Source organism: Metabacillus indicus (assembly GCF_046603695.1).
GTDB classification, from domain to species: Bacteria; Bacillota; Bacilli; order Bacillales; family Bacillaceae; genus Bacillus_P; species Bacillus_P indicus.
Map to the genome: position 1 here is coordinate 500,172 of NZ_CP176757.1, position 22,225 is coordinate 522,396.

The following is a 22,225-nucleotide window of genomic DNA, read 5'->3' on the forward strand; positions in this document are numbered from 1 at the left end:
ATGCTAAAAATGTTTTTCAGAATAATTTCTACCCATTAAATAACCTCCTTTCTCAAAAGATAAACCTTGTTAGATCAAAAACAGGAAATATGAACGAAATAAAAGTCTGATTTAAGAGAAAAATCAGACTTTTAGAGTGTTACTTATTTATTTAAAGGTTTTACCACAATCGCCTGTGAGCATTTCCGGATCACGCAGTCCTTCATTTCTTCAGCTGACAGCATGCCCAGTGTGAGCGCGGCTTGAATCTTTTCTTTATCAGGCTGTTTTACGAGAATAATACAATCTGAGAGATTTAATTCTTCAAGTATTTTAACCGTTTTATCAGGATGATAGGATTCGGACTGCCTGATTTGCCGCTGGATCTTGTAGGCTCCGATTCTTTCTTCCCCTTTGCTGTTTTTGCCGTATTCATGATCAAAATAGGCGTTGAAAATCTTTTTGATTTCCGCCATTTCTTCTTCAATTTTCTTTGCCTTTTCATTCAGTGCAGCATACCGGGAGACCATTTCCTCAGGAATCTGAAAGGTGTTTGAATTGTTCATTCTGATGCCTCCAATTTATGATGTTGTTAAAGGATATGCAAAAGGGCCTGTTTGCAGAACGTCTGTTTGATTGTTTGTCACGAATCATCTATATTTTTAAGAAGGAATCATGCTGCACGATGTATAAGGTAGTAAAGAGAAGTGATTACAGGACAGGAGGCTGTAAAATGGATCTGTTCACCATTCTGTCAGAGGATAAAATAAAGCAGTCTATAAAAGACGGGGAATTTAACCGGCTGCCCGGCATGGGAAAACCGCTTCAGCTTGAGGATCTGTCACATATTTCACCCGAGCTGAGAGTGTCCTACAAGATGATGAAGAATGCAGGCATGCTTGATGAAGAAGGAGAGCTTAAAAAATCCATTTTTAAGCTTGAGGACCTGGCTTCAGCCTGTCAGGATGCCCTTGAAAAAGAAAAGCTTGAGATGCAGCTGAGCGAAAAACGGGTAAAGCTTGAACAAATACTGAAAAAGCGCGGCACATTTTCTTCAAAGGCTTCCGCTTTTTACAAAAATAAAATCAATTCGAAATGGTCATAACATGGAGTGAGAGACATGAACGTTGTCTGGTTTAAACGGGATCTGAGGACCGAAGACCACATCCCGCTTGCCGAAGCAGCACGCTATGGGGAAGTGCTGCCGCTGTATGCTGCGGAGCCATCTGTATGGGGGGCAGGCTGCCTTTCAGCACGGCATTTTCAATTCGTTCGGGAAAGTCTTGAAGACATGCAGCACTCCTTTGAAAAAATGGGAGGCAGTCTTTATACATTCACCGGAGAAATAGAGGATGCGCTGGAAGCGATCTATGAAACGTGCGGCGGTTTTTCACTGCATGCCTACAGAGAATCACGGTCAGAAGCAGAGGTTCAAAAGCATACAAGAGTGAGAGAATGGATGACTGATAGAGGGCTTGCTTTTCATGAGTATGAAGAGTACGGTGCAGCCGGAAAGAATGCAAAACAGAGGTGGGAAGCTTTTGTGAGAAGCGAAGCAGCCCGTATGCCCAGCCGTTTATTCATGCCGGAAAAGATTCCGGACCGTTTCTATTCCGGCTCAGAAAAGCTCAAATCGCTAGCTGCTTTAGGCAGCCCCATAAAATTTGGCCAGCAGGGCGGAGAAGCACAGGCGCTGGAAACGATTGAAACGTTTTTAAATGAGCGTGCCGCTTCTTATTTAGAGAATCGGTCAAACCCTCTTCAGTCCACCATTTCTTCAAGCAGGCTGTCTCCATATCTCGCTTGGGGAAACATCTCGCTGCGCACCGTTTTACAAAAAACGTCGATAAAGATAGAAAATTGTGATAATTTGTTTCCCGTGGAACAATTGACCGCTTTCATGGATCAGCTGAAGGTGAGATGGAAGCTGATGGAAGGTGAAGTTGAAGCGATTTCAGAGCTGTGTCTTCATGATGAAACGCCACCATTATTCGACAAATGGCACGAGGGAGAAACAGGCATACCCTTTGCTGACGCATGCATGAAATGTCTGCACAAAACAGGATGGCTGCCTGCCAAGTACCGTGGCATGCTTGCTTCTTTTGGAATTGCGGTTCTCAAACTGGATCCCGCAGCATGTTCGGAAGCACTTGCGTCCCTTTTTCTTGACTATGAGCCTTCGATTCATACCGAACAGATGAAAAAGGTCTCTTTGAAAGTGGTGAATCCGGTCAAAATAGGAAAGACGGAAGATCCGGACGGAGTTTTTATCAAGAGGTATCTGCCCGTTCTGGAACGTGTACCTGTAAAATACATTCATGAACCTTGGAACTATCCCGGATTTTTTCAGCTGGACTACCAAGCTCCGGTGATTGATCTGAAAAAAGCGATTAAAAGGGTAAAAAAAGGAACGGAAGGCAAAAACAAGCCTTCTGACAGTGAACAGCTGTCATTTGATTTATAAAGGAGGGAGAAGAGTGCATGTAGTCGGAATTGATCTTGCGGGTCCTGCCAATCACAAAGAGACGGCAGTTGCTGTTTTTAAAAAAGATGCGGAAAGCCTGGTACTGAAGAGTCTTTCTTTTCATAACAGCGACCGGCTTATTCTGGATACAGTAAGCCGTTTAGCCTCAGAAGAAGGACAGGTCACCGTCGGCATTGATGCGCCGCTCTCCTATCAGGACGGCGGCGGGGACAGGCCTTCAGACAAAGCTGTCAGATCCAAGCTTCGGGAGGCGGGCCTCTACCACGGCTCGATCATGCCGCCGACCATGAACCGTATGGTTTATCTCACTTTAAGGGGCATTCATCTGAGCAGGGCGCTTGAGAACTATACTGGTTCTATCGTTGAAGTGCACCCCGGCGGAGCAATCGGACTAAGGCTGAAACCTGAGGACCGGCATCTCGCTCTGTCCTATAAAAAATCAGAAGAAGACAGGAGAAGCCTTCTGCCGTTCTTTGAACAGTGGAGGATGAAAAATATTTCGCCGGACGCTGCAGAAACAAGCCACGGACTTGATGCATGCGCTGCGGCCCTGGCTGCCTGGCACTGGGCAGACGCGGAGCATGAACCCGAAATATGCATAGGGGCCGATAAGCCGTTTCATCCTTTTGATTTTTGCTGCTGAAGATCACGTTTATGCGTGGTCTTTTTTTATTTGTTTTTTTCTGCTTGTTTACCGGCAAAAAGGGTAACAACCAAGTAAAGGCCTGCTGAAGGGAATGATTTTTATGCATAAAAAAGCATGTTGCTGAAAACGATTACGCTTTTCGGTTGACAACTTGTATATACAGGAATACAATGTGAATGTAACTTGTATATACAGGATAATTTTCTACGAACATAGCGAGAATAATAGCAGGGAAATGAAAACGATTTCGGGAGGTTGAAATAGATGAGCGTGAACAAGCAGGAAGTCCGCGACATTGTGGATGCGGTCGGCGGGAAAGAGAATATTGCCGCTGCAACGCACTGTGTTACTCGTTTGCGGTTTGCATTGAAAGATGAAAGCAGAGTGGATAAAGCGAAGCTTGATGGGATTGATATGGTCAAAGGTTCTTTTTCAACGAACGGCCAGTTTCAGGTTGTCATTGGACAGGGACTTGTTGACAAGGTTTATAAAGAAATGGCTGAACAGACAGGCATGGGCGAGTCGTCCAAAGAGGATGTTAAGGAGGCCGCATCAGGCAAATTGAATCCGCTTCAGCGTGCCGTGAAGATGCTTGCGGATATTTTCATTCCGATTCTTCCGGCGATTGTTACGGCCGGTCTTCTTATGGGGATCAACAACATTCTTAGCGGAAAAGATATTTTCTTTGACGGGCAGTCTCTGATCCAGGTGTACCCGCAATGGGCGGATTTATCTTCCATTATTAACTTGATTGCCAACACCGCCTTTACCTTCCTGCCTGCTCTGATCGGGTGGTCGGCAGTAAAGCGGTTCGGCGGAAGCCCGTTGCTTGGTATTGTCCTTGGTTTGATTCTTGTGCATCCGGATCTTCTGAATGCATGGTCTTACGGTGAAGCTCAGGCCAAAGGAGAGGTGCCGGTCTGGAACCTGTTCGGTCTTGAGGTTGAAAAAATCGGCTATCAGGGACAGGTGCTTCCGGTTCTGTTTGCATCGTACCTGCTTGCCAAAGTTGAACTTTTCTTAAACAAGCGGATACCGGATTCCATCAAACTGCTTGTTGTTGCTCCAATCACTCTTTTAGTAACAGGCTTTGCAGCATTTATCCTGATCGGACCTGTAACGTTTGCAGCAGGAAATGCGATCACTGACGGAGTCATTGCTATTTTCGACAACTTTGCAGCTCTTGGCGGTCTTCTGTACGGCGGATTCTATTCGCTGCTTGTTGTAACAGGCATGCATCATACCTTCCTTGCCGTTGACCTTCAGCTTGTGGCGAGCGCAGGAGGAACGTTCCTGTGGCCGATGCTTGCTCTGTCAAACATTGCTCAAGGCTCTGCTGCATTTGCGATGATGCGCATTGTGAAGGATGAAAAGCAAAAAGGTCTTGCCCTGACATCCGGTATTTCCGCTTATCTCGGAATTACAGAGCCGGCCATGTTCGGTGTGAACCTCAGATACCGCTATCCATTTATCGCAGCCATGATTGGTTCTGCAATTGCCGGTATCTTTATTACAATCAACCATGTCAAAGCATTCTCAATCGGCGTCGGCGGAATTCCCGGATTCCTTTCCATACAGTCCGAATACTGGACATCGTTCTTTATCGGAATGGCGATATCAATTGTCGTGCCGTTTGTTCTGACATACGTGTTTGCGAAATTTAACTGGAAGAAAAAATAAAAGCAGAAGGGGACAAGCCATTGTCCTTTTTTGCGTAAATTCTAAAATGGTGGTGCATGTACAATGAAACAGCCCTGGTGGAAAAAATCAGCGGTCTATCAGATTTATCCGAAAAGCTTTAACGATACAACGGGAAATGGAGTCGGCGATATTCAGGGAATCATCGATAAACTTGATTACTTGAAAAAACTTGGCATTGATGTCGTGTGGCTGACGCCGATTTATGAATCCCCTCAAAAAGACAATGGCTACGACATCAGCGATTATTTTTCCATTCATGAAGAATACGGAACAATGGAAGACTTTGAACGCTTGTTAAAAGAGGCTCATGACCGCGGAATAAAAGTCATCATGGATATCGTCGTGAATCACACGTCAACAGAGCATGCCTGGTTTAAAGAAGCACAGTCTTCAAAAGAGAATCCTTACCGTGATTTTTACATTTGGAAAGAAGGAAAAGAGGACGGTTCTGAGCCGACAAACTGGATTTCAAAGTTCGGAGGCTCTGCATGGAAGCTGGATGAAAAAACAGGCGAATACTACCTTCACCTTTTTGACGTCACACAGGCAGATTTGAACTGGGAAAACGAAGAAGTCCGCCGGAAAGTGTACGACATGATGACGTTCTGGTTTGAAAAAGGTGTCGACGGTTTCAGGCTTGACGTCATTAACCTGATTTCAAAGGATCAGAATTTTCCTGATGATGACGGCAGCACAGCACCCGGAGACGGCCGCAAGTTTTACACAGACGGTCCGCGAGTTCATGAGTATATGAAAGAAATGAACAGAGAAGTGTTCTCTAAATATGACAGCATGACAGTCGGTGAAATGTCATCAACCACAATCGACAACTGCATCCAATATTCGAATCCGGATTCCAATGAGCTCAGCATGACGTTCAACTTCCACCATCTGAAAGTGGATTACCCGAACGGAGAAAAGTGGGCGCTGGCTGACTTTGATTTTCAGGCACTGAAGCAAATCCTTTCAAAATGGCAGGTGGAGATGCATAAGGGCGGCGGCTGGAATGCCCTGTTCTGGTGCAACCATGATCAGCCAAGGGTCGTTTCAAGATACGGAAACGACGGCAAGTACCGCGTGGAATCGGCAAAAATGCTGGCCACAACCGTCCACATGATGCAGGGCACTCCCTATATTTATCAGGGCGAGGAATTCGGCATGACAAACCCTAAATTTGAATCAATCAATGACTACCGCGATGTGGAATCTCTGAATATGTTCAATATTTTAAAAGAAGCCGGCAAGTCAGAAGAAGAAATCCTTGAGATCTTAAAGAGCAAATCAAGAGACAATTCCCGCACCCCGGTTCAGTGGAATGACTCGAAGCATGCAGGATTTACAACAGGCACCCCATGGATCCTGCCTGCGAAAAATTACCCTGAGATCAACGCCGAGAAAGCTGTCCAGGATGAAAACTCAGTTTTCTACCACTATCAGAAACTGATTCAACTAAGAAAAGACGTTGATCTCATAACATACGGAGATTACGAACTAATCCATGACGACCATGAGCAGCTGTTTGCCTACGTCCGTAATGGAGACGGCGAAAAACTGCTCGTCATCAACAATTTCTATGAAAAAGAAACCGTCTTTACTCTGCCGGAGCATATCGGTGATGAGTTTAAAGCAGATATCCTGATCAGCAACTACCCGGACTCGAGTGAATCGGTAAAAGAAATCACTCTGCGTCCATTTGAATCCGTCGTTTATCATCTTAAAAAGTAAGATTTCATGGTAAACTGATGATGGTGGTTAAAGATGAAAACAAACAATAAATACCTGGCTATTTACCAGGAGCTTGCTGATTTAATCAAACAGGGCATTCTTGCGCCCGATGAAACCATTCCATCTGAAAACGAGCTCGCTGCAAAATACGAGACGTCAAGGGAGACAATCCGCAAGGCGCTCAATCTATTGGCGCAGAACGGGTTCATTCAGAAGGTAAAAGGAAAAGGGTCCATTGTGCTCGATGTGACGAAAATGAGCTTTCCCGTTTCCGGTCTTGTCAGTTTTAAAGAACTGTCCCAGAACCTTGGACGCACGTCCCGGACAAAAGTAGAAAAATTAGCTCTGATCAAACCGGATCCGTTTATTACCCAGCAGCTGAACCTGAGCGGCGGGGATGAGGTATGGGAGGTTGTCAGGTCAAGGAACATCGACGGGGAATCCATTATTCTCGATAAGGATTACCTTAACAGCCGCTTCATTCCTTCTTTGACAAAGGAAATCTGCGAGGATTCCATTTACAGGTACATTGAAGAAGAGCTTGGTCTCAAAATCAGCTTTGCCAAGAAAGAAATCGTTGTGGAAGAGTGCACGGAAGAAGACTATGCTTATCTTGATCTGCACAGCTTTACCCACATCGTTGTCGTGAAAAACCATGTTTACCTGGATGATACAAGTCTGTTTCAGTACACAGAATCAAGACACAGGCTCGATAAGTTCAGGTTTGTGGATTTCGCCCGAAGAGGGCATTGAAAAAGTCAGGCGGCTGCCTGACTTTTTTTGTATGCTTTCAGCTGCGCAAATCCCTTAGAACAGACTGGGAAGCATGATACCCGCTGACAGACACACCAATTGTTCCGGCTCCGGGAAATACACTGTCGCCGCACAAATACATTCCCGGTATGCCTGTGCGGTGCGACAGACTGTTGAACAGCGAATGCTGCAGAGTTTGCGGATATCCGCCCACCATTCCTCCCGGCCTCTTAGTGAACGTTTCCCACGCTCCCGGAGCACCTGGCATCACATCCGTCAAACCGTCCTGCAGGCGCGGAATCGCCGTTTCTATAGAGCGCAGCATCCGGTTTGTCAGCTCTTCTTTGTACCGGTCATATTTCTCCTTCGTATCCCACAGCTTTAAGTCCGTATGGGTGCTTGCTGTCATGGTTCTGTATCCGGCTGGTGCCCTACGCGCGTCCTCTTTTTTTGAAACAGAGAGAAACAGGTGATGACCTTCCGTCATATCGCCTGAGTCATTGTCCATCACTTGATGAAAAAGCGGGAAGTTCTCTGGGATGACATCCTCTTTTACAGTCAGATAAAGCGTCATCGTGCCCCATTGCTGCAGGCTCTGCTTTTTCGTATATGCTTTGCTCAGCTGATTTTTTAATTCCTGGGACAGGAGGCTGATAAACGCAGGCAGGGGAAGATTGCAGATGATAGAGTCCGCGTCATAGGTTTTGTTTTTCTGGTCGGTCACTCTGTACCGACCGTTTTCTTTTTGAATGGATTTTACCCAGGATTGTTTTTTCAGAACGGCTCCGCGTTCTTTTGCGAATGCAGCAAGTTGCTCGGCGATCTGATACAGGCCGCCGTTTACATAAAACGCGCCGTCATGGTACACAGTCAGGGCGTATGCGCCAAGGATGGCAGAGCATTCCGCGCTCGTTGTCTGCATCGAATCAATCAGCTGGGCATCAATCAAGTGAACAAAGTCCCGCTCATTCTGCAGTCTGTGCTTTTTGAGCAGCGCCGCCATCGTGCTCTGAAAATAAGGGAGAAGGCTAAGTGTGGATGGTTTTAGTGATGATAATAGCTTCCCCCACTCAAAAGCTGTCTTCGGAGGAAGGATTGGCAGGGGATCAATCAGCTTTTTAACTTCAGCGCCAATTTTCCATATATCTGCGTAAAATGCGCGGATTTTCGCTGTGAGATGCGGAAAGTGCTTCTCCGTTTCTTTTAAATAAAGGGCCCGGTCGCGGTAATAGGAAATGGTTTTTCCCGGCAGGTGAATGTCCATGATGACATCAAGCAGGCTGTGCTCGTGAAAAGAAAGGCCGAGTTCGCTGAATAGCTTATCGTGCACGCCGCCTTGTTCAAAGCCCATGCCGAGGGTTGCACCTGCAGGATATAAAAACTTCCCGCGCTGAAACTTCCCCGCACAGCCGCCCCACTCGTTTGATGCTTCAAGAACTGTGACGTCCGTTCCTTCTTTTGAAAGAAAAGCAGCTGCCGTCAGTCCGCCGATGCCGCCGCCGATTACAATCGTCTGTTTTGCCATCGTTTTCACCTCGCAGTCATTGTACGTTTTTTCCGCTCAGTCCCCAACTTTTAATCGGCTGCCGGTATTCTTACAAAACTTTTACAGAGAATAAACGGTACCCTCACACTTATCACCTATTATGAAAACGGTAATATGATGTGGAAAAGGGAAGTGAAGGTGATACCATGTGGATTTTGCTTTGCTCCATACTTGCCGCTTTGATAGCAATACTCGCTGTATCCTTCTTTTTCAGCACCCTTATTACGGTACCAAGAAAAGTGGAATATGAAAAAACGTACAGGCTCGGAGTGGAAAGCGGGGAAATCAATACAGAGCATTTTGAACAAACGCCTAAAGAAGAATGGTTTATTGATTCCTACCACGGCTACAAAATTCACGGCATGTGGTTTCCTGTTGAATCCGGTAAAAAAGCGATTATTATTGCACATGGGATCACGTGGTCACTGTTCGGAAGCTTCAAGTACGTCGAAATGTTTCATAAAAGGGGCTATCACGTTCTTTTGTGTGACCACAGATTCCACGGCCTGAGCGGCGGCACGCATACCTCATTCGGCTACTATGAAAGCGACGACCTGCACGCCTGGGTAGACCACATTTATGAAGAACTTGGATCATCCGCATTTGTGGGTATACTCGGCGAGTCCCTTGGAGCGGCATCGGCCCTGCAGTATGTGAAAAAAGATCCCCGGGTTTCCTTCTGCATCGCAGACTGCGCCTTCAGCGACCTGACAGAGCTTTTGAAAACGCGGCTCAGGCTGGATTTCAAAGTGAGATTTTATCCGCTCATCTACCTGACCAGCATGGTCACAAAGCTCAGATACGGGTGGGGATTTGAAGAAATAAAGCCTGCGCGCGACCTCGAGAACACGAAAACGCCGATCCTCTTCATTCATGGCAAAGAAGACCCCTTTATCCCGGTCAACATGACGCTTGATATGTACAAAATCAAAAAAGGCCTCAAGCAGCTGTACCTGGTGCCGAAAGCAGGCCACGCCCAGGCGTTTTTAACAGACCCTGAAGGCTATGAAACTAAGGTTTTGGAGTTTTTAAAAAAGATCGAGCATGACAGAGACGGAATAGCAGAAATGGGGGGACGCTGAGGCGTCTTTTTTTGTTTAGGGGGGTGGTTGATGGTACATATCCGGAGAATAGAACCACCATAAGATAGAATCCTCAGATTGATGGCACTTATCAGGAAGAATAGAACCATCAAAAGACAGAATCCTCAGATTGATGGCACTTATCAGGAAGAATAGAACCATCAAAAAGAAGAATTTACAGGTTGATTGCACTTATCCAGAAGAATAGAACCATCAAAAGGTAGAATCCACAGGTTGATGGCACTTATCCGGAAGAATAGAACCATCAAAAAGAAGAATCCACAGGTTGGTGGCACTTATCCGGAAGAATAGAACCATCAAAAGATAGAATCCTCAGATTGATGGCACTTATCAGGAAGAATAGAACCATCAAAAAGAAGAATTTACAGGTTGATGGCACTTATCCAGAAGAATAGAACCATCAAAAGGTAGAATCCTCAGGTTGATGGCACTTATCCGGAAGAACAGAACCATCAAAAGGTAGAATCCTCAGGTTGATGGCACTTATCCGGAAGAATAGAACCATCAAAAGGTAGAATCTTCAGGTTGATGGCACTTATTCGGAAACATAGGACCAATAAAAGAAGAATCCTCTGGTTCACCACAGTCTGCTTAAAACCGATTATTCTGGGGAAAGTAGGGGTATAGATTCAGAAGCGATTATGAGAAAAGCAGGTGAGACAGTGTACGATGTGATCGGGATTGGGATTGGTCCATATAACCTTGGGATGGCGGCCATTTTGGAGGACCTGCCTGAGATTGAAGCGATCTTTTTTGATAAAACGGATGAGTTTGTCTGGCATCCCGGCATGCTGATTGAGGGGACGGATCTGCAGGTGCCGTTTCTAGCAGATCTTGTGACGTTCTGCAATCCTAGGAGCAAATATACCTTTATAAACTATCTTCATGTACATAACAGGCTTTATCCTTTTTACTTTTTTAACCGGTTTGATATTCCTAGGAGAGAATACAGTGAATATGCGGCTTGGGCGGCAAAGGAAATCCAGTGCTGCCGGTTCGGTTCATGCGTGACACATGTTGAATACAAAAAAGGGGAAACCCCGCATTACGAAGTGCATGTGGAAAACAAAGAAGGCACTCAGGTTTATCAAACGAGGCACGTGGTCATGGGCACCGGAAGCATCCCGCTGCTGCCGTTTGAGACAGAGCCCGCGGAAGATGTGTTTCATTCATCCGACTATATGTTCAGGCAGGAGTCTTTAAAGAAGAAAAAATCCATCACAGTCATCGGTTCCGGGCAAAGCGCCGCAGAGATTTTTCTGGATCTTCTCCAATCTCAGGATCTGTTTGATTATGAGCTCAGCTGGTTTACGAGATCGGCAGGCTTCACCCAGCTGGAATCGGCCAAGCTCGGGCAGGAGGTATTTTCTCCGGATTTTGTCAGCTATTTTCATGACCTGACGTTTGAGCAAAGAAAAAAAGCGTTGCCTGAGCTTGAACAGCTGCGTAACGGCGTGGACAAAACGACGCTCGTTTCTATCTATGACCTGCTGTATCACCGTTCCATTCATGGAAAAGATGCGCGCGTGAAGATTATGCCGCTGACAGATGTGAAAGATTTAATGGCGGATGGTGAAAAATATGTGCTCAAATGCCATCAGTGGCAAAGCGATACAAGCTTTGATCACACGACAGAAGGAGTCGTATTTGCAACAGGCTTTAAGCCGAATATTCCTGAATGGATAGAGGGAATGAAGGATGAGATCATCTGGGAGGATGAAAAGCTGTTCAAAGTTGAAAAGGATTTCCGGCTTGCCTTTAAGGACGGCAGGAAAGAAGGGATCTACACTCTTACAAACCTTGAACACTCTCACGGGACTGGGGCAACAAACCTTGCGCTTTCGGTTGACCGGAACATGAAAATCATCAATTCAATCCTTGGAAAAGAGCATTTTAAAGATCAGGGCAAAAACGTCTTTCAGCAGTTTATGCCGTAAAAAGAAAGTCCCTCCCCGGACCCGGGAAGGGACTTTTTGCATCTGTGGTTACTTGCTGTTCAGCCTTCTGCGCTGAATGATGTAAAATACGCTTCCTGCAATCAAGATCGCGACACCCGTAAGAAGGATGTTGAATGAACTTGTTGCTGTATGAGGAAGGCCTTTTCCGTTGTTGTTTCCTTTATCAGCGCCTTTTCCAGGGTTTTCTCCGCTGCCCGGATTCTTTCCATTGCCCGGTTTTTCCCCTGGATTTTCGCCGGAGTCAGCTGATTCAAGAACCGTAAATTCGCTGAAGTGGTCTGTATAGCCATATACTGCACCGTCTTCGTAAGATCCTTCAAGCTCAGTCACTTTTTCTTTTTTGCGGTCTACATAATAGACTCTTGGATTTTCGGCATTTTCAATAAAGAAAGCAAGACCGATTTCGTCTTTGAATTTCTTTACGTTTTTCCCGTCCTGAGTAATCCCGAAATCATAAGTGTCAGTCAGGGCGTCTTCCACTTTTTCTGTTTTTGCAAAAGAAATGATGGTTTCTTTCTCATCCAGATTTGAAAGCGGGATGTCGAGACCGATTGCCTCATTGTTAAAGGACAGGCTTTCTTCTTTTGCTTTTAGAGCGGTGATTTGATCTGCCGTAAATGTCATTTCGACTGCATCAAACTCAGATGTGCCGAAAAGATCGATCAGCACGTCATTTGTGTGCTCGATGTATGGAATAAACGTGTCATCAAACGTAACAAACGCTTTATTATCTTTTACTTCAACTGTCGGCGTGAAGTATTCCATAATGCGGCCTTCAATTTCAGGGTTGACTGAATCTTTTGCTTCAAGCTGCTCAAGGAAAACCTCGTAGTCTACGAAGAATAGATCTTCAGCATAAGTTGCTTTTTTAAAGACGTCATATCCGTCTCCGCCTGCTCCCATAAAGCCGTTTGTCGCCACTCTGTAAGTCTTGTCAAGCTCAATAGGAGAGTAAGAGCCGTCTTCGTTTTGAACTTCAACGTTCATAATGCGCTCGCCTGCAGGAAGTCCCTTAGAAAAAGCGAACGTGACGCCGGCAACTTGCGGGAACTGTCCTTTGCCTTCTTCAACGGCGCTCACGCCGTGTTCGAGTGCAGCGACAATCTGTTCACCTGTTACATCAAGGACAAACAGCGTATTTCCAAAAGGCATCACGGTCAAAACTTCGCCGAGAGTGATGTCGCCTTCGTTAATGGACTCACGGATTCCTCCGCCGTTTGTGATGGCAAGCTGCGCGCCTTTTGCTTCTTTCGCTTTAGCAAGCATGCCGTCTGCAATCAGGTTTCCGAGGTTAGTCTCTTTTGAACGGACATGTTCGCGTTTACCGTCCAGTACCGTTTTTGTATGTCCGACCACTTTATCTTTAAAGCTGTTGATCTCTTCTTTGTATCCGTCAAGCAGGGCTTTAGCTTCCGGATCTTCTTCGACTGTTTCATCAATCGCAATCAGCTCGACCGCTGATTCTTCAGGGAGTACGACTCCCTCGCCATTAAATGCAACATCAAGCTTACCTAAGAATTTTCCATAATCCTGAACTTGTGCAACGATGGTTGGCGTTTGGTCTTCATCAACTACTTTTAACGTATCCACAAGGGTATGCGTGTGTCCGCCGATGATGACGTCAATGCCTTCCACTTTTTCGGCAAGCTCAAGGTCTTTCTGGTAGCCGAGGTGGGTCAGGGCAATAATCTTGTCAACCTTTTCGTTTTCTTCAATGGTTTTGATAGTCTCTTCAGATGTTTTCACTGCGTCTTTAAAAACGATATTCTCGCCCGGGCTTGAAGCTTCAGGAGTATCTTCTGTCGTCAGTCCGTATACAGCCACTTTTTCGCCGTTTACATCAAGAACGATGTAAGGATAAATCGCGCTTTCTTTTACTGAAGGATAGTCGCTTGGTGATTTAACGAGATCGCTTAATTTCGGTTCCTTGCTTACATCCACGTTCGAGCTGACAATCGGGAATTTGGCTTTTTCAATAAATGCTCTTAAAGTGTCCGGTCCTTTGTCAAACTCATGGTTTCCAAACGTCATGGCATCGTATTGCATCATGTTCATAAACTCAACGTCTGCAAGGCCGTTCCATCTTGTGAAATAGAGATCTCCAGAGAAGACATCGCCTGCATCAAGAAGAATGCTGTTTTCTTCTGCAGCGCGGACTTCTTTTACCTTTGTCACGCGGCGGGCCGCATCGTCAAGGTGAGCATGCGTGTCATTCGTATGCATGACCGTCAGTTTCCAGCTGTCTGACGGAGGAGGCGTGGTGCCGACTTTTAAATCGATTGTATATTTGGCAAACCCGTCGGCTGCTTCACCCGCATAACGGATATTCGGAGTTTCTTCAGCAAGGTCTTTTGCAGCAGGCGTTGAAGTAAATACAGCCTGTGCATTGCCTTCTACAGGCGCAATCGACCAGTTGCCGTCGGCAGAAGGGTTGATTGTTTTTTCTTCTGAAATGTAATTCATCAGAGCCTGGCGGTTTTCGTCTGCAGAAACGTAGGCAATGTTTTCAGCCTTCATGTTCGGGAAGCCGCCTCCGCCTGAAGCGCGGTAGTTATTTGTGACAATTAAAAATTCCTGCTCCGGATTTACATCTTTGCCATCATATTTGAAGTTGATGATTCTTCCTGAATCCGGATTGACAATTTTTCCATCCGCATTGTATTTAGCAGGTTTTGTCACATCAATCTGATACGTGACACCATCGATCACGTCAAAATTGTACGATCTGAAGTTCGTGTCTAAAAGAGGCTGTTCGCCTTCTTTTGCAGGATCAATCTGGTTGAACTGTCCGGCTGACATTTCAAGCCATTCCTTTACTTGTGATCCTTTAAGCTTAACAATCTGTACCGTATTGTCGTAGAGATAGAGGTCGCCGATGTTCTTAATGGCGAGACTTCCTTTTGCAATATTCGTGTAGTAGTCAACGCCGTTTCGGCCGCCTGATTTAAAAGGTGCAGCTGCTGAGAGAATCGGCAGGTTCTGAAGGGCCGGATTCTGCTCGGCAACCTTTTTGGCATACCACATTTGGGCATCGTTGACGATTTGCACAGACGGGTCGTCCTGGACAAGCGCAAAGAAGCTGTTAATCGGAGCTTCGGTTGTTCCGACCGGCTTTCTTACGTATTCAAGCGTTTTTTCGTGAACATCTTTAATGGATGAGGCAATCGTTTGGTCTTTTGCTGTGACCGTAGTGATCGGCACGGCCTTTGACTGTGAGTCTGCTACTGACCAGTCGCCGTTTTGCTCAGTCAGCTTCAGGTCGATTACCCCTAAATGACTGCCCCAGTTTTTCGGCATGACAACAGGCACGCCGTTCACCGTTCCTTTTACATTATCAATGGAAGCGATGCCGTCATATTTTTTGTCGCCGGGGAAGATGCCGTGCTGATGGCCTGATACGATGGCGTCAATGTCTTTCACTTCTTTAGCCAGGTCGAACACCATGTTTTCAGAGCCTGCAGAGCTTGAAGCTGTTTCAATCCCGGAGTGAGCCATGACAACGATCAGGTCTGCGCCCTGGGCTTTCATTTCAGGAATGACTTTGTTTGCTGTATCGACAATATCCTTCGTCACAACTTTTCCTTCAAGGTGCTTTTTGTCCCATACGTTTATTTGCGGCGGAACAAAGCCTGTGTAGCCAATCTTGACAAGATGTTTATTGCCGTTTGCATCGATCAGTTCTTTTTCCTGGATATCGTACTGCTTAAAATACGGCTCATTTGTTGCAGCATCGTAAACGTTCGCGCTTACTACAGGAAAATTCGTATTCTTAAGCGATCCTTTCAGATACTCAAGACCGTAGTTGAATTCATGATTTCCGAGTGTCCCCGCATCATAGTCAAGTGTGCCAAGTGCATCGAATATCGGATTTGTTTTCGTGCCGGCCGCAATCTCTGCGCCAAGGTTTTTGAAAACATATTCCCCGAGCGGATTTCCCTGGATCAGATCTCCGTTATCGACAAGGATGCTGTTTTTGGCAGAGCTTCTGTACTGATCAATCAGGACTGCTGTTCTGGCGAGCCCGTACGAAGCTGTTTCTTTATCAGAATAATAGTCATAATCCATAATGTGTGCGTGAATATCAGTTGTTTCAATCAGGCGAAGATCGACTGCAGCCGTTACCTCGGCTGAAGCTTTTGGGGCAGAAAAAGGAAGAATACTTAAAAAAACAAGAGAAGCAGCAAATGAGTGCAGGAATTTCTTACTGACTGTTTTCGGTTTACTTTTCACAAACATCCACCTTTCGGAAATTTTCGCAACAGTTAAATTTTATAAATAATCTGTCTATAATGCTATGAGTATTTTGTCTAATATTGTTAAAAAATCGTAAATGATAGGAGAACAAAAGATTTACAATTGGCAGAGTTTTGCAGGAGGATGGACCTGTTTGAAGAGGGGATGACCGTATTTTTCAAAAGAAGGCAGGTCATTAGTCTTAGACGCGGAGATGATTCTGCTCCATCAATCGACAAAAGCATCGTGTGTTTTATTTTTGGGGCAAAAGGGTAATTTATACATTGTCAATCAAATAGGAGGGTTCTAATCGATGAGTAAAAAAATCGCAGTAGTTATGACCGATCATTTTGAGGACTCTGAATACACAGATCCTGCAAAAGCGTTCAAAGAAGCAGGACATTCGCTGACAGTTATTGAGAATGAAAAAGGAAAAACCGTTAAAGGGAAACAGGGACAGGAATCTGTCAAGGTGGATGCGCCCATTGATGACGTAAAGCCGGAAGACTTTGATGCACTGTTCATTCCAGGAGGCTTCTCGCCGGATATCCTCCGCGCAGACGATAAATTTGTAACGTTCGCCAAAGCGTTCATGGATGAGAAAAAGCCGGTGTTTGCCATCTGCCACGGCCCGCAGCTTCTCATTACAGCAGAGACGCTTAACGGACGCGATGCAACAGGCTACACGTCGATTGCCGTTGATCTTAAAAATGCAGGTGCAAACTTCCATGACAAAGAGGTTGTCGTTTGCGGCAATCAGCTTGTCACAAGCCGTACGCCGGATGATCTGCCGGCATTCACACGTGAATCGCTTACCCTTTTAAAATAAAAAAAAGAGCCCGGGCGTAAAAACGCACCGGGTTACTTCTTGTCTTCAGCTTCCTCTTTTTCAGGCGGATCTTCTTCAGCATTTTCTTCCGAATTCTCCGCTTCAGGCAGCGGATCAATCGTGACAGCATCCTCTGTATGAATAGCCGATTTTAAGGCGTAAATGACAAAAACGATACAGACGACCAATAATAAGAACAGCACAAGTGTTGCAAACCACCACATTACAGCCATGATTTCAGCCCCCTTTTTACACATATATGCAAAAGGGGACTGGCTTTAGAATCTTTTTCTTTGCCGGAGCTTATACTTTGCGGAGGTTGCCTAGCTCTTCAACGATCGCCTGCATTTCATTAGGCGAGAACGTGTTCTTTTTCATCACATGATCATAAATGTCTTTCAGTTCTTCATACATTTCCTCGTCAAAATGAGAAGGCTTGATGGCGCCGATATTGATGACGCGAAGCTTTTCTTTAATTTGCTCAATCATAAATTCTACGTTTTCAACCGATTTTTCAGACAGATTATTCAAACGGATTCATCCTTTCAGCTTGCCAATGTAAGTATGATTTATTGTAACATGTTTTATATGGATTAAAGATGCTAATTCTTGAATCACTTATGAAAGAATAGAGAAAAGTACCATAAAGGCGGCATGTACAGTCATACATATAAAATAACGTGCGGTTTATGGACATCACCCGGGAGGATATTGATGATTAAAGTAGTATTTGTTTGTTTAGGGAATATATGCCGTTCGCCGATGGCAGAAGGGATCATGAGACATTTAATTAAAAAAGAAGGCTTGAGCGGGCTTATTTCCGCTGATTCAGCAGGGACCGGGAACTGGCACATCGGGAAGGGCCCCCACGAAGGCACAAGGCGGATGCTTGAAGAGAACCAGATCAGCTTTGAAGGGATCACGGCAAGACAGGTTTCAATGGGAGACTTAACAGAAAGTGATTATATTATCGCCATGGATAATGAAAATCTGGGTTTTCTCAGAAGGCTTGCCGGTTATTCAAAGACAGGATACGTCGGCCGTTTAATGGATTTTGTACCGGATTCAGATATAGCTGATGTGCCGGACCCTTATTACACCGACAATTTTGAAGAAGTATATGACATGGTTTATAACGGCTGCAGGCTTTTGTTAAAAAGGATTATGGAAGATCATCATTTAAAAGAAGCGGGGGATATTGATGAGTGAATCGAACAGTTTGTTTTTAAAGGGTGTTTTTGCAGGTGCAGCAATCGGAGGAGCCATTACTCTTTTGCACAAGCCGACAAGAGACCAGTTTGTCCGGCAGGGAATCGCACTGAAGGATAAAACAGCTGTCTACATTGAAAATCCGTCGCTCCTGACTGAAGAGATTAAGGAACAGATCGATAAGGCGAGGGCCGTTGTGCAGGAAGCGAAAGATGATATTGATTTTATTAATGAAAAAATCAATGAACTGAAGGAAACAACTCCGCAGGTACTCCAAATGATTGAAGAAACAAAAGAAAGGTTTCTGACGGATAAATAAGCGGAGGAGCGTGCAGCAAGTGAAGGAATCCATCATCAGAAGTCTGATCAGGCGTTTTTCAAAAGACGAGCTGATTGGCCTCTCAGCAGAGCTTGCATACTTTTTTCTGCTGTCTCTCTTTCCGTTTTTAATCTTTTTAATTACATTGATTGCTTTTTTGCCGCTGTCCCAAGATGATCTGCTGAATTTCCTCGCGCAGTACGCACCGGGGGAATCCATAAAATTAATTGAGAGAACACTGACTGAAATCGTGGCCGGATCAAGCGGGGGATTACTCTCCTTTGGAATCCTGGCAACCCTCTGGTCGGCGTCAAATGGCATCAATGCCATCGTCCGCGCATTTAACCGTGCCTATGAAGTGGAAGAAAGCAGGTCATTCATCGTGGCACGGGGGATGGCGGTTCTTTTAACGGTTGCGATGGTATTTGTCATTCTTGTTGCGCTTTTGCTGCCTGTTTTCGGAAAAGAGCTCGGGATTTTTCTGTTTTCTGTATTTGGACTGTCAGATGCCTTTCTTGCACTTTGGAACATGGCAAGGTGGCTTGTGAGTGCCGTCATTCTATTCATCGTGTTTACCGCTCTGTACTTTTTTGCGCCGAATAAACGGCTGCATATCAAGGATGTTTTTCCGGGTGCTGTCTTTGCAACAGTCGGATGGGCAGCGGTCTCCTTTGCTTTCTCTTATTATGTTTCAAGCTTCGGAAATTACAGCGCCGCTTACGGGAGCCTCGGTGGGATCATCGTCTTAATGATTTGGTTTTACTTGTCCGGCATGATCATCATGCTTGGCGGTGAGCTGAATGCGGTTCTTTATTCGCGGAAAAAACAAACGTAGCTTTCCAGTGATTGTGACTCATACTCACCGGCTGCCTGTGAGACAGTAATGGAGAAGACCCAGGTCTTCAAACTACAGCCGGGATGGTGACCAATCATGACAAAGCATACGAAAAAGGGCGGAAGCCACACAAAACAAAGCTCGAAAAGCAAGCCGCAGAACAAGACAAGCGGAAGCGCCAACGGGCAGAACGGCTACCATTAAATATAAAAAAGCAAACCGCATGGGGCGGTTTGCTTTTTTGGTGTGTTTTGCTTTTTCTCACTGTCCAGCTCCGCCTCCCAGCCCTTCCGTCAGAACAAAATCGCCTTAAAAGTCAAACCCGGACTTTTAAGGCGATTTCTTTTCTGCCTGTCAGGGCTAAGCGGTCGGCTCCGCTTTTCTTTATTCACTCCATTGAATATAAGAATGATAAGCCGATGTGTAGATATGCTCGATGTCCTCATCCGTCATGTACATAAGTGTTTCTGACTCGATATCCTTCATTTTAGCGATAAACTCAATCATATTTTTGCGTTCCTGTCTTTTCATTTCACTCATCCTCCTGTTATTGTTTGTTATGATACAGTTTGTATTTGTTAATGCTATTATATAACAGATAATTCAAAATGTTCAACCTATATTTTAAAAAAACCGCCAATTTTTTTGATTGGCGGTTTTGGTTATGAATTTGCGTTTACAGGTTCCAGCTTCTTCTGCCTGTAAAAGGCGAGTGTAATAAAAATAAGAAGCAGGATAAAGCTGACGACGTGCAGGAAATTGGCTGAATCCACGGCTTCGATGTAGAGTCCGCCAAGGAACGGGCCTGATATGCTGCCGATGCTGAAGAAAATGCCGCAGAGCAGATTGCCCGCCGGCAAAAGGTTTTTAGGCAGAAGGTCAGCCATGAAACTGATGCCGAGAGAAAAGGTCGATCCGACCATCATTCCAGCTGTGAAAAAGCAGATCATGAGCGGGACAAGGGTTTCCGCAAAGCTTGCCGCCATAAACGCAGCGAAGCCGGAGAGCATGACAAATAACAGGGTGTTTCTTCTGCCGTACCGGTCACTGATGATGCCAAGCGGCAGCTGAAAAAGAATGGCGCCGACGGCGAATGAGGTCAGGATAATGGATACAGATGCGACATCAATCCCTGTTCTGAGAGCATAAACCGGATAGTTGCCATTCAGGGAAGCTTCAAGAAATCCATATCCGAAGGTCGGTAGGAAGGCAACCCAGGCAAGACGCGATGCTTTGGCAAATCGTTTAGCTGTTCCAAAGAAAGAGGTTGATCCTGTATCATGCTCAGGAAAGTCGTTTCTCAGGAAAAAGACGAATGCCCAGGCGATCAGACTGATGCTGCCTGATACGATAAACGGCAGGGACGTATTGATTTCTGCAAGAGGGACCATCAGCGGCCCGGCTGCAAATCCCAGTCCGAAAAACAGACCGTAGAGCGAAATGTTCCGTCCTCTCCGCTCTTCGGAGGAAATCGATGTAATCCATGTCTGGGTGGAGAAGTGGAGCATATGGTCTCCAACGCCAATTAAAAGCCTCAGCAAAAACCAGAACCAGAAGGACTGAAGCCATAAAAAGCCGAACAGGCTCAGCGCCACCATAAGTCCGCCGACAAGGATCAGCGGCTTAAAGCCGAATTTTTTCAGCGGGCCTTCCATGAACGGGGACGCAAGCAGCACCCCAATATAAAGTCCTGTGGCATGAAGACCGTTTACAGAGGAGGAATATCCTTCTTTTTCAAAAATAACGGCAATCAGGGGCAGCAGCATCCCCTGGGAAAAGCCTGAGATGGCAACAATGCTGACTAAAATCGCAAATTTGAATTTTGACATATGTATGACTCCTAATTTGAATTTCCACCCTGAATGTTACACGCAACTTTTCATGCAGACAAGCGCATTTCTTTTTCTCTTTAAGAAAGTTGGGGTATGATGGCAAAAAAGAGAGGATGATTCAGATGGAATTTAAAATGAGGGAAGTTGGCTTTTCTGCTGAATTTGAATACGGGGAACTGCATGTGGCAGGGAACGAAGAATACGGTTTCCGTCCCTATCAGCTGATGGTCTCATCCATTGCTGTCTGCAGCGGGGGTGTTCTTCGCGGAATTCTTGAGAAGAAAAGACTTGAGGTAGAGGATATCACGATTCAGGCATCCGTGAAACGAAATGAAGAGGAAGCGAACCGCATTGAGAGCATTGCCATTCATTACGTCATCACAGGAAATGATTTAAAGGAAGAAAAAGTGGATGGGGCCGTGAAGCTTGCAAGAAAAAACTGCCCGATGGTGCGTTCCGTTGAGGGGAGTATTCAGATCACAGAAACATTTGAAATCAAAAATTAAGACCGTGCGCAGGCACGGTCTATTTGTTTACATATTGATGACTTCAGGCTCGCTTCCCGCCTTTTGATAATACCTGATTGATGAAGGCTGAATCTTCAGCAGCACGTAGTTTGGATCATCCGGTCCTGAAATCCACTCTTTCAAATCCTCCTGCCAGAATTTCTTTTTCAATTCGGCAGATTCTTCAAAAGATGCTGTTCCCTCAACTTCTGCGTATTCATTGTTCCAACCGCTGCCTTCAAGCCCCAGGAGAACATGGACATTCGGATTGCTTTCAATGTCATCTGCTTTATGCGTTTCTTTATTGGTTGCCGTGTATAACGTCAGATCTTCGTGGAAAAACAGCATGAATCTCGAGAATGGCTTGTTCTCGCGAATGGTCGCAAGTGTTCCGATTTTATGGTCTTTGAGCATCTGCTGGACTCTTTGTTTTGTATCGCTCATCATCATCCACTCCTTTCATATCTATCATTAATCTGCATCAATTTACCCGTTTCATACGCAGGAAAAGGGTGTGGTTTATTTTTTTGCAAAATAGAGAAAGAATAAGACATAGAAAGGGTGGG

The 22,225-nt window shown here is 45.3% G+C and carries 21 protein-coding genes; 13 read left to right on the forward strand and 8 right to left on the reverse strand.

Annotated features, from left to right (window positions below; translation table 11 throughout):
* Positions 1–143: 143 nt before the first annotated feature.
* The gene (locus ACK1LH_RS02695) at positions 144–545 is read right to left on the reverse strand and encodes a hypothetical protein (RefSeq protein ID WP_029567122.1); all 402 of its coding nucleotides are present in this window, start codon (positions 543–545) and stop codon (positions 144–146) included.
* A 167-nt stretch (positions 546–712) separates the two neighbouring features.
* Between ACK1LH_RS02695 and ACK1LH_RS02700 the strand changes: the two genes are divergently transcribed.
* The 6 genes from ACK1LH_RS02700 (at position 713) to treR (ending at position 7,289) form a co-directional block, all read left to right on the forward strand.
* Positions 713–1,084: a DnaJ family domain-containing protein gene (locus ACK1LH_RS02700; protein ID WP_029567121.1), complete on the forward strand. Its 372-nt coding sequence runs from the start codon at positions 713–715 to the stop codon at positions 1,082–1,084.
* A 15-nt stretch (positions 1,085–1,099) separates the two neighbouring features.
* Positions 1,100–2,443: an FAD-binding domain-containing protein gene (locus tag ACK1LH_RS02705; protein WP_411334403.1), complete on the forward strand. Its 1,344-nt coding sequence runs from the start codon at positions 1,100–1,102 to the stop codon at positions 2,441–2,443.
* Positions 2,444–2,456: 13 nt separating this feature from the next.
* Positions 2,457–3,107 carry a DUF429 domain-containing protein gene (locus tag ACK1LH_RS02710; RefSeq protein WP_411334404.1) on the forward strand — a complete coding sequence of 217 codons (651 nt, stop codon included), beginning with the start codon at positions 2,457–2,459 and terminating at the stop codon, positions 3,105–3,107.
* A 267-nt stretch (positions 3,108–3,374) separates the two neighbouring features.
* A complete protein-coding gene (treP, locus tag ACK1LH_RS02715) occupies positions 3,375–4,790 on the forward strand; it encodes a PTS system trehalose-specific EIIBC component (RefSeq protein WP_411334405.1) in 1,416 nt (471 codons plus the stop codon).
* A gap of 63 nt (positions 4,791–4,853) precedes the next feature.
* A complete protein-coding gene (gene treC, locus ACK1LH_RS02720) occupies positions 4,854–6,536 on the forward strand; it encodes an alpha,alpha-phosphotrehalase (protein ID WP_411334406.1) in 1,683 nt (560 codons plus the stop codon).
* Between the two features lie 33 nt (positions 6,537–6,569).
* Positions 6,570–7,289 (forward strand): trehalose operon repressor, encoded by a 720-nt coding sequence (gene treR / locus ACK1LH_RS02725; RefSeq protein WP_411334407.1) that lies wholly within the window; start codon positions 6,570–6,572, stop codon positions 7,287–7,289.
* 37 nt (positions 7,290–7,326) lie between these two features.
* Here the strand turns inward: treR and ACK1LH_RS02730 are convergent, their stop codons facing one another.
* Positions 7,327–8,814 (reverse strand): phytoene desaturase family protein, encoded by a 1,488-nt coding sequence (locus tag ACK1LH_RS02730; RefSeq protein WP_411334408.1) that lies wholly within the window; start codon positions 8,812–8,814, stop codon positions 7,327–7,329.
* 167 nt (positions 8,815–8,981) lie between these two features.
* Here ACK1LH_RS02730 and ACK1LH_RS02735 point away from each other — a divergent pair, with 167 nt between their 5' ends.
* Both ACK1LH_RS02735 and ACK1LH_RS02740 read left to right on the forward strand, forming a co-directional pair.
* Positions 8,982–9,917 carry an alpha/beta hydrolase gene (locus ACK1LH_RS02735; RefSeq protein WP_411334409.1) on the forward strand — a complete coding sequence of 312 codons (936 nt, stop codon included), beginning with the start codon at positions 8,982–8,984 and terminating at the stop codon, positions 9,915–9,917.
* Between the two features lie 683 nt (positions 9,918–10,600).
* On the forward strand, positions 10,601–11,875 hold the full coding sequence (locus ACK1LH_RS02740; protein WP_411334410.1) for a lysine N(6)-hydroxylase/L-ornithine N(5)-oxygenase family protein: 1,275 nt from the start codon (positions 10,601–10,603) through the stop codon (positions 11,873–11,875).
* Positions 11,876–11,923: 48 nt separating this feature from the next.
* Here the strand turns inward: ACK1LH_RS02740 and ACK1LH_RS02745 are convergent, their stop codons facing one another.
* The gene (locus ACK1LH_RS02745) at positions 11,924–16,132 is read right to left on the reverse strand and encodes a bifunctional 2',3'-cyclic-nucleotide 2'-phosphodiesterase/3'-nucleotidase (protein WP_411334411.1); all 4,209 of its coding nucleotides are present in this window, start codon (positions 16,130–16,132) and stop codon (positions 11,924–11,926) included.
* A gap of 310 nt (positions 16,133–16,442) precedes the next feature.
* Here ACK1LH_RS02745 and ACK1LH_RS02750 point away from each other — a divergent pair, with 310 nt between their 5' ends.
* Positions 16,443–16,958, forward strand: coding sequence for a type 1 glutamine amidotransferase domain-containing protein (locus ACK1LH_RS02750; protein WP_411334412.1), 516 nt, complete (start codon positions 16,443–16,445; stop codon positions 16,956–16,958).
* A 32-nt stretch (positions 16,959–16,990) separates the two neighbouring features.
* On the opposite strand, the gene ACK1LH_RS02755 is transcribed toward ACK1LH_RS02750, so the two are convergent.
* Positions 16,991–17,191, reverse strand: a complete 201-nt coding sequence (locus tag ACK1LH_RS02755; protein WP_029285867.1) for a hypothetical protein — start codon at positions 17,189–17,191, stop codon at positions 16,991–16,993.
* Between the two features lie 70 nt (positions 17,192–17,261).
* Positions 17,262–17,489: a DUF1128 domain-containing protein gene (locus tag ACK1LH_RS02760; RefSeq protein ID WP_029285869.1), complete on the reverse strand. Its 228-nt coding sequence runs from the start codon at positions 17,487–17,489 to the stop codon at positions 17,262–17,264.
* Positions 17,490–17,672: 183 nt separating this feature from the next.
* Here ACK1LH_RS02760 and ACK1LH_RS02765 point away from each other — a divergent pair, with 183 nt between their 5' ends.
* The 3 genes from ACK1LH_RS02765 to ACK1LH_RS02775 are packed head-to-tail and all read left to right on the forward strand — an operon-like array spanning position 17,673 to position 19,321.
* Positions 17,673–18,167, forward strand: a complete 495-nt coding sequence (locus tag ACK1LH_RS02765) for a low molecular weight protein-tyrosine-phosphatase (RefSeq protein ID WP_411334413.1) — start codon at positions 17,673–17,675, stop codon at positions 18,165–18,167.
* Complete coding sequence (locus tag ACK1LH_RS02770) at positions 18,160–18,486, forward strand: YtxH domain-containing protein (RefSeq protein ID WP_320154920.1); 327 nt, start codon at positions 18,160–18,162, stop codon at positions 18,484–18,486. Before ACK1LH_RS02765 ends, ACK1LH_RS02770 begins: the two co-directional genes overlap by 8 nt.
* 10 nt (positions 18,487–18,496) lie before the next feature.
* Positions 18,497–19,321 carry a YihY/virulence factor BrkB family protein gene (locus ACK1LH_RS02775; protein WP_411334414.1) on the forward strand — a complete coding sequence of 275 codons (825 nt, stop codon included), beginning with the start codon at positions 18,497–18,499 and terminating at the stop codon, positions 19,319–19,321.
* A 384-nt stretch (positions 19,322–19,705) separates the two neighbouring features.
* Here ACK1LH_RS02775 and ACK1LH_RS02780 read toward each other — a convergent pair whose 3' ends face one another.
* Positions 19,706–19,852, reverse strand: coding sequence for a BH0509 family protein (locus tag ACK1LH_RS02780; protein ID WP_035207669.1), 147 nt, complete (start codon positions 19,850–19,852; stop codon positions 19,706–19,708).
* Positions 19,853–19,983: 131 nt separating this feature from the next.
* The gene (locus ACK1LH_RS02785; protein ID WP_411334415.1) at positions 19,984–21,150 is read right to left on the reverse strand and encodes an MFS transporter; all 1,167 of its coding nucleotides are present in this window, start codon (positions 21,148–21,150) and stop codon (positions 19,984–19,986) included.
* Between the two features lie 125 nt (positions 21,151–21,275).
* Here ACK1LH_RS02785 and ACK1LH_RS02790 point away from each other — a divergent pair, with 125 nt between their 5' ends.
* A complete protein-coding gene (locus tag ACK1LH_RS02790; protein ID WP_411334416.1) occupies positions 21,276–21,659 on the forward strand; it encodes an OsmC family protein in 384 nt (127 codons plus the stop codon).
* A gap of 27 nt (positions 21,660–21,686) precedes the next feature.
* On the opposite strand, the gene ACK1LH_RS02795 is transcribed toward ACK1LH_RS02790, so the two are convergent.
* Positions 21,687–22,103: a pyridoxamine 5'-phosphate oxidase family protein gene (locus tag ACK1LH_RS02795; RefSeq protein WP_324606990.1), complete on the reverse strand. Its 417-nt coding sequence runs from the start codon at positions 22,101–22,103 to the stop codon at positions 21,687–21,689.
* Between the last annotated feature and the right edge of the window lie 122 nt (positions 22,104–22,225).

Excerpts from the sequence above, each read along its gene's own strand:
- ACK1LH_RS02755 (WP_029285867.1), bottom strand. The coding sequence starts at position 17,191 with ATGGCTGTAATGTGGTGGTTTGCAACACTTGTGCTGTTCTTATTATTG.
- ACK1LH_RS02705 (WP_411334403.1), top strand. The coding sequence starts at position 1,100 with ATGAACGTTGTCTGGTTTAAACGGGATCTGAGGACCGAAGACCACATC.
- ACK1LH_RS02790 (WP_411334416.1), top strand. The coding sequence starts at position 21,276 with ATGGAATTTAAAATGAGGGAAGTTGGCTTTTCTGCTGAATTTGAATAC.
- ACK1LH_RS02785 (WP_411334415.1), bottom strand. The coding sequence starts at position 21,150 with ATGTCAAAATTCAAATTTGCGATTTTAGTCAGCATTGTTGCCATCTCA.
- treC (WP_411334406.1), top strand. The coding sequence starts at position 4,854 with ATGAAACAGCCCTGGTGGAAAAAATCAGCGGTCTATCAGATTTATCCG.
- treR (WP_411334407.1), top strand. The coding sequence starts at position 6,570 with ATGAAAACAAACAATAAATACCTGGCTATTTACCAGGAGCTTGCTGAT.
- ACK1LH_RS02765 (WP_411334413.1), top strand. The coding sequence starts at position 17,673 with ATGATTAAAGTAGTATTTGTTTGTTTAGGGAATATATGCCGTTCGCCG.
- ACK1LH_RS02730 (WP_411334408.1), bottom strand. The coding sequence starts at position 8,814 with ATGGCAAAACAGACGATTGTAATCGGCGGCGGCATCGGCGGACTGACG.
- ACK1LH_RS02780 (WP_035207669.1), bottom strand. The coding sequence starts at position 19,852 with ATGAAAAGACAGGAACGCAAAAATATGATTGAGTTTATCGCTAAAATG.
- ACK1LH_RS02795 (WP_324606990.1), bottom strand. The coding sequence starts at position 22,103 with ATGAGCGATACAAAACAAAGAGTCCAGCAGATGCTCAAAGACCATAAA.
- ACK1LH_RS02700 (WP_029567121.1), top strand. The coding sequence starts at position 713 with ATGGATCTGTTCACCATTCTGTCAGAGGATAAAATAAAGCAGTCTATA.
- ACK1LH_RS02750 (WP_411334412.1), top strand. The coding sequence starts at position 16,443 with ATGAGTAAAAAAATCGCAGTAGTTATGACCGATCATTTTGAGGACTCT.
- ACK1LH_RS02695 (WP_029567122.1), bottom strand. The coding sequence starts at position 545 with ATGAACAATTCAAACACCTTTCAGATTCCTGAGGAAATGGTCTCCCGG.
- ACK1LH_RS02770 (WP_320154920.1), top strand. The coding sequence starts at position 18,160 with ATGAGTGAATCGAACAGTTTGTTTTTAAAGGGTGTTTTTGCAGGTGCA.
- treP (WP_411334405.1), top strand. The coding sequence starts at position 3,375 with ATGAGCGTGAACAAGCAGGAAGTCCGCGACATTGTGGATGCGGTCGGC.
- ACK1LH_RS02745 (WP_411334411.1), bottom strand. The coding sequence starts at position 16,132 with ATGTTTGTGAAAAGTAAACCGAAAACAGTCAGTAAGAAATTCCTGCAC.
- ACK1LH_RS02735 (WP_411334409.1), top strand. The coding sequence starts at position 8,982 with ATGTGGATTTTGCTTTGCTCCATACTTGCCGCTTTGATAGCAATACTC.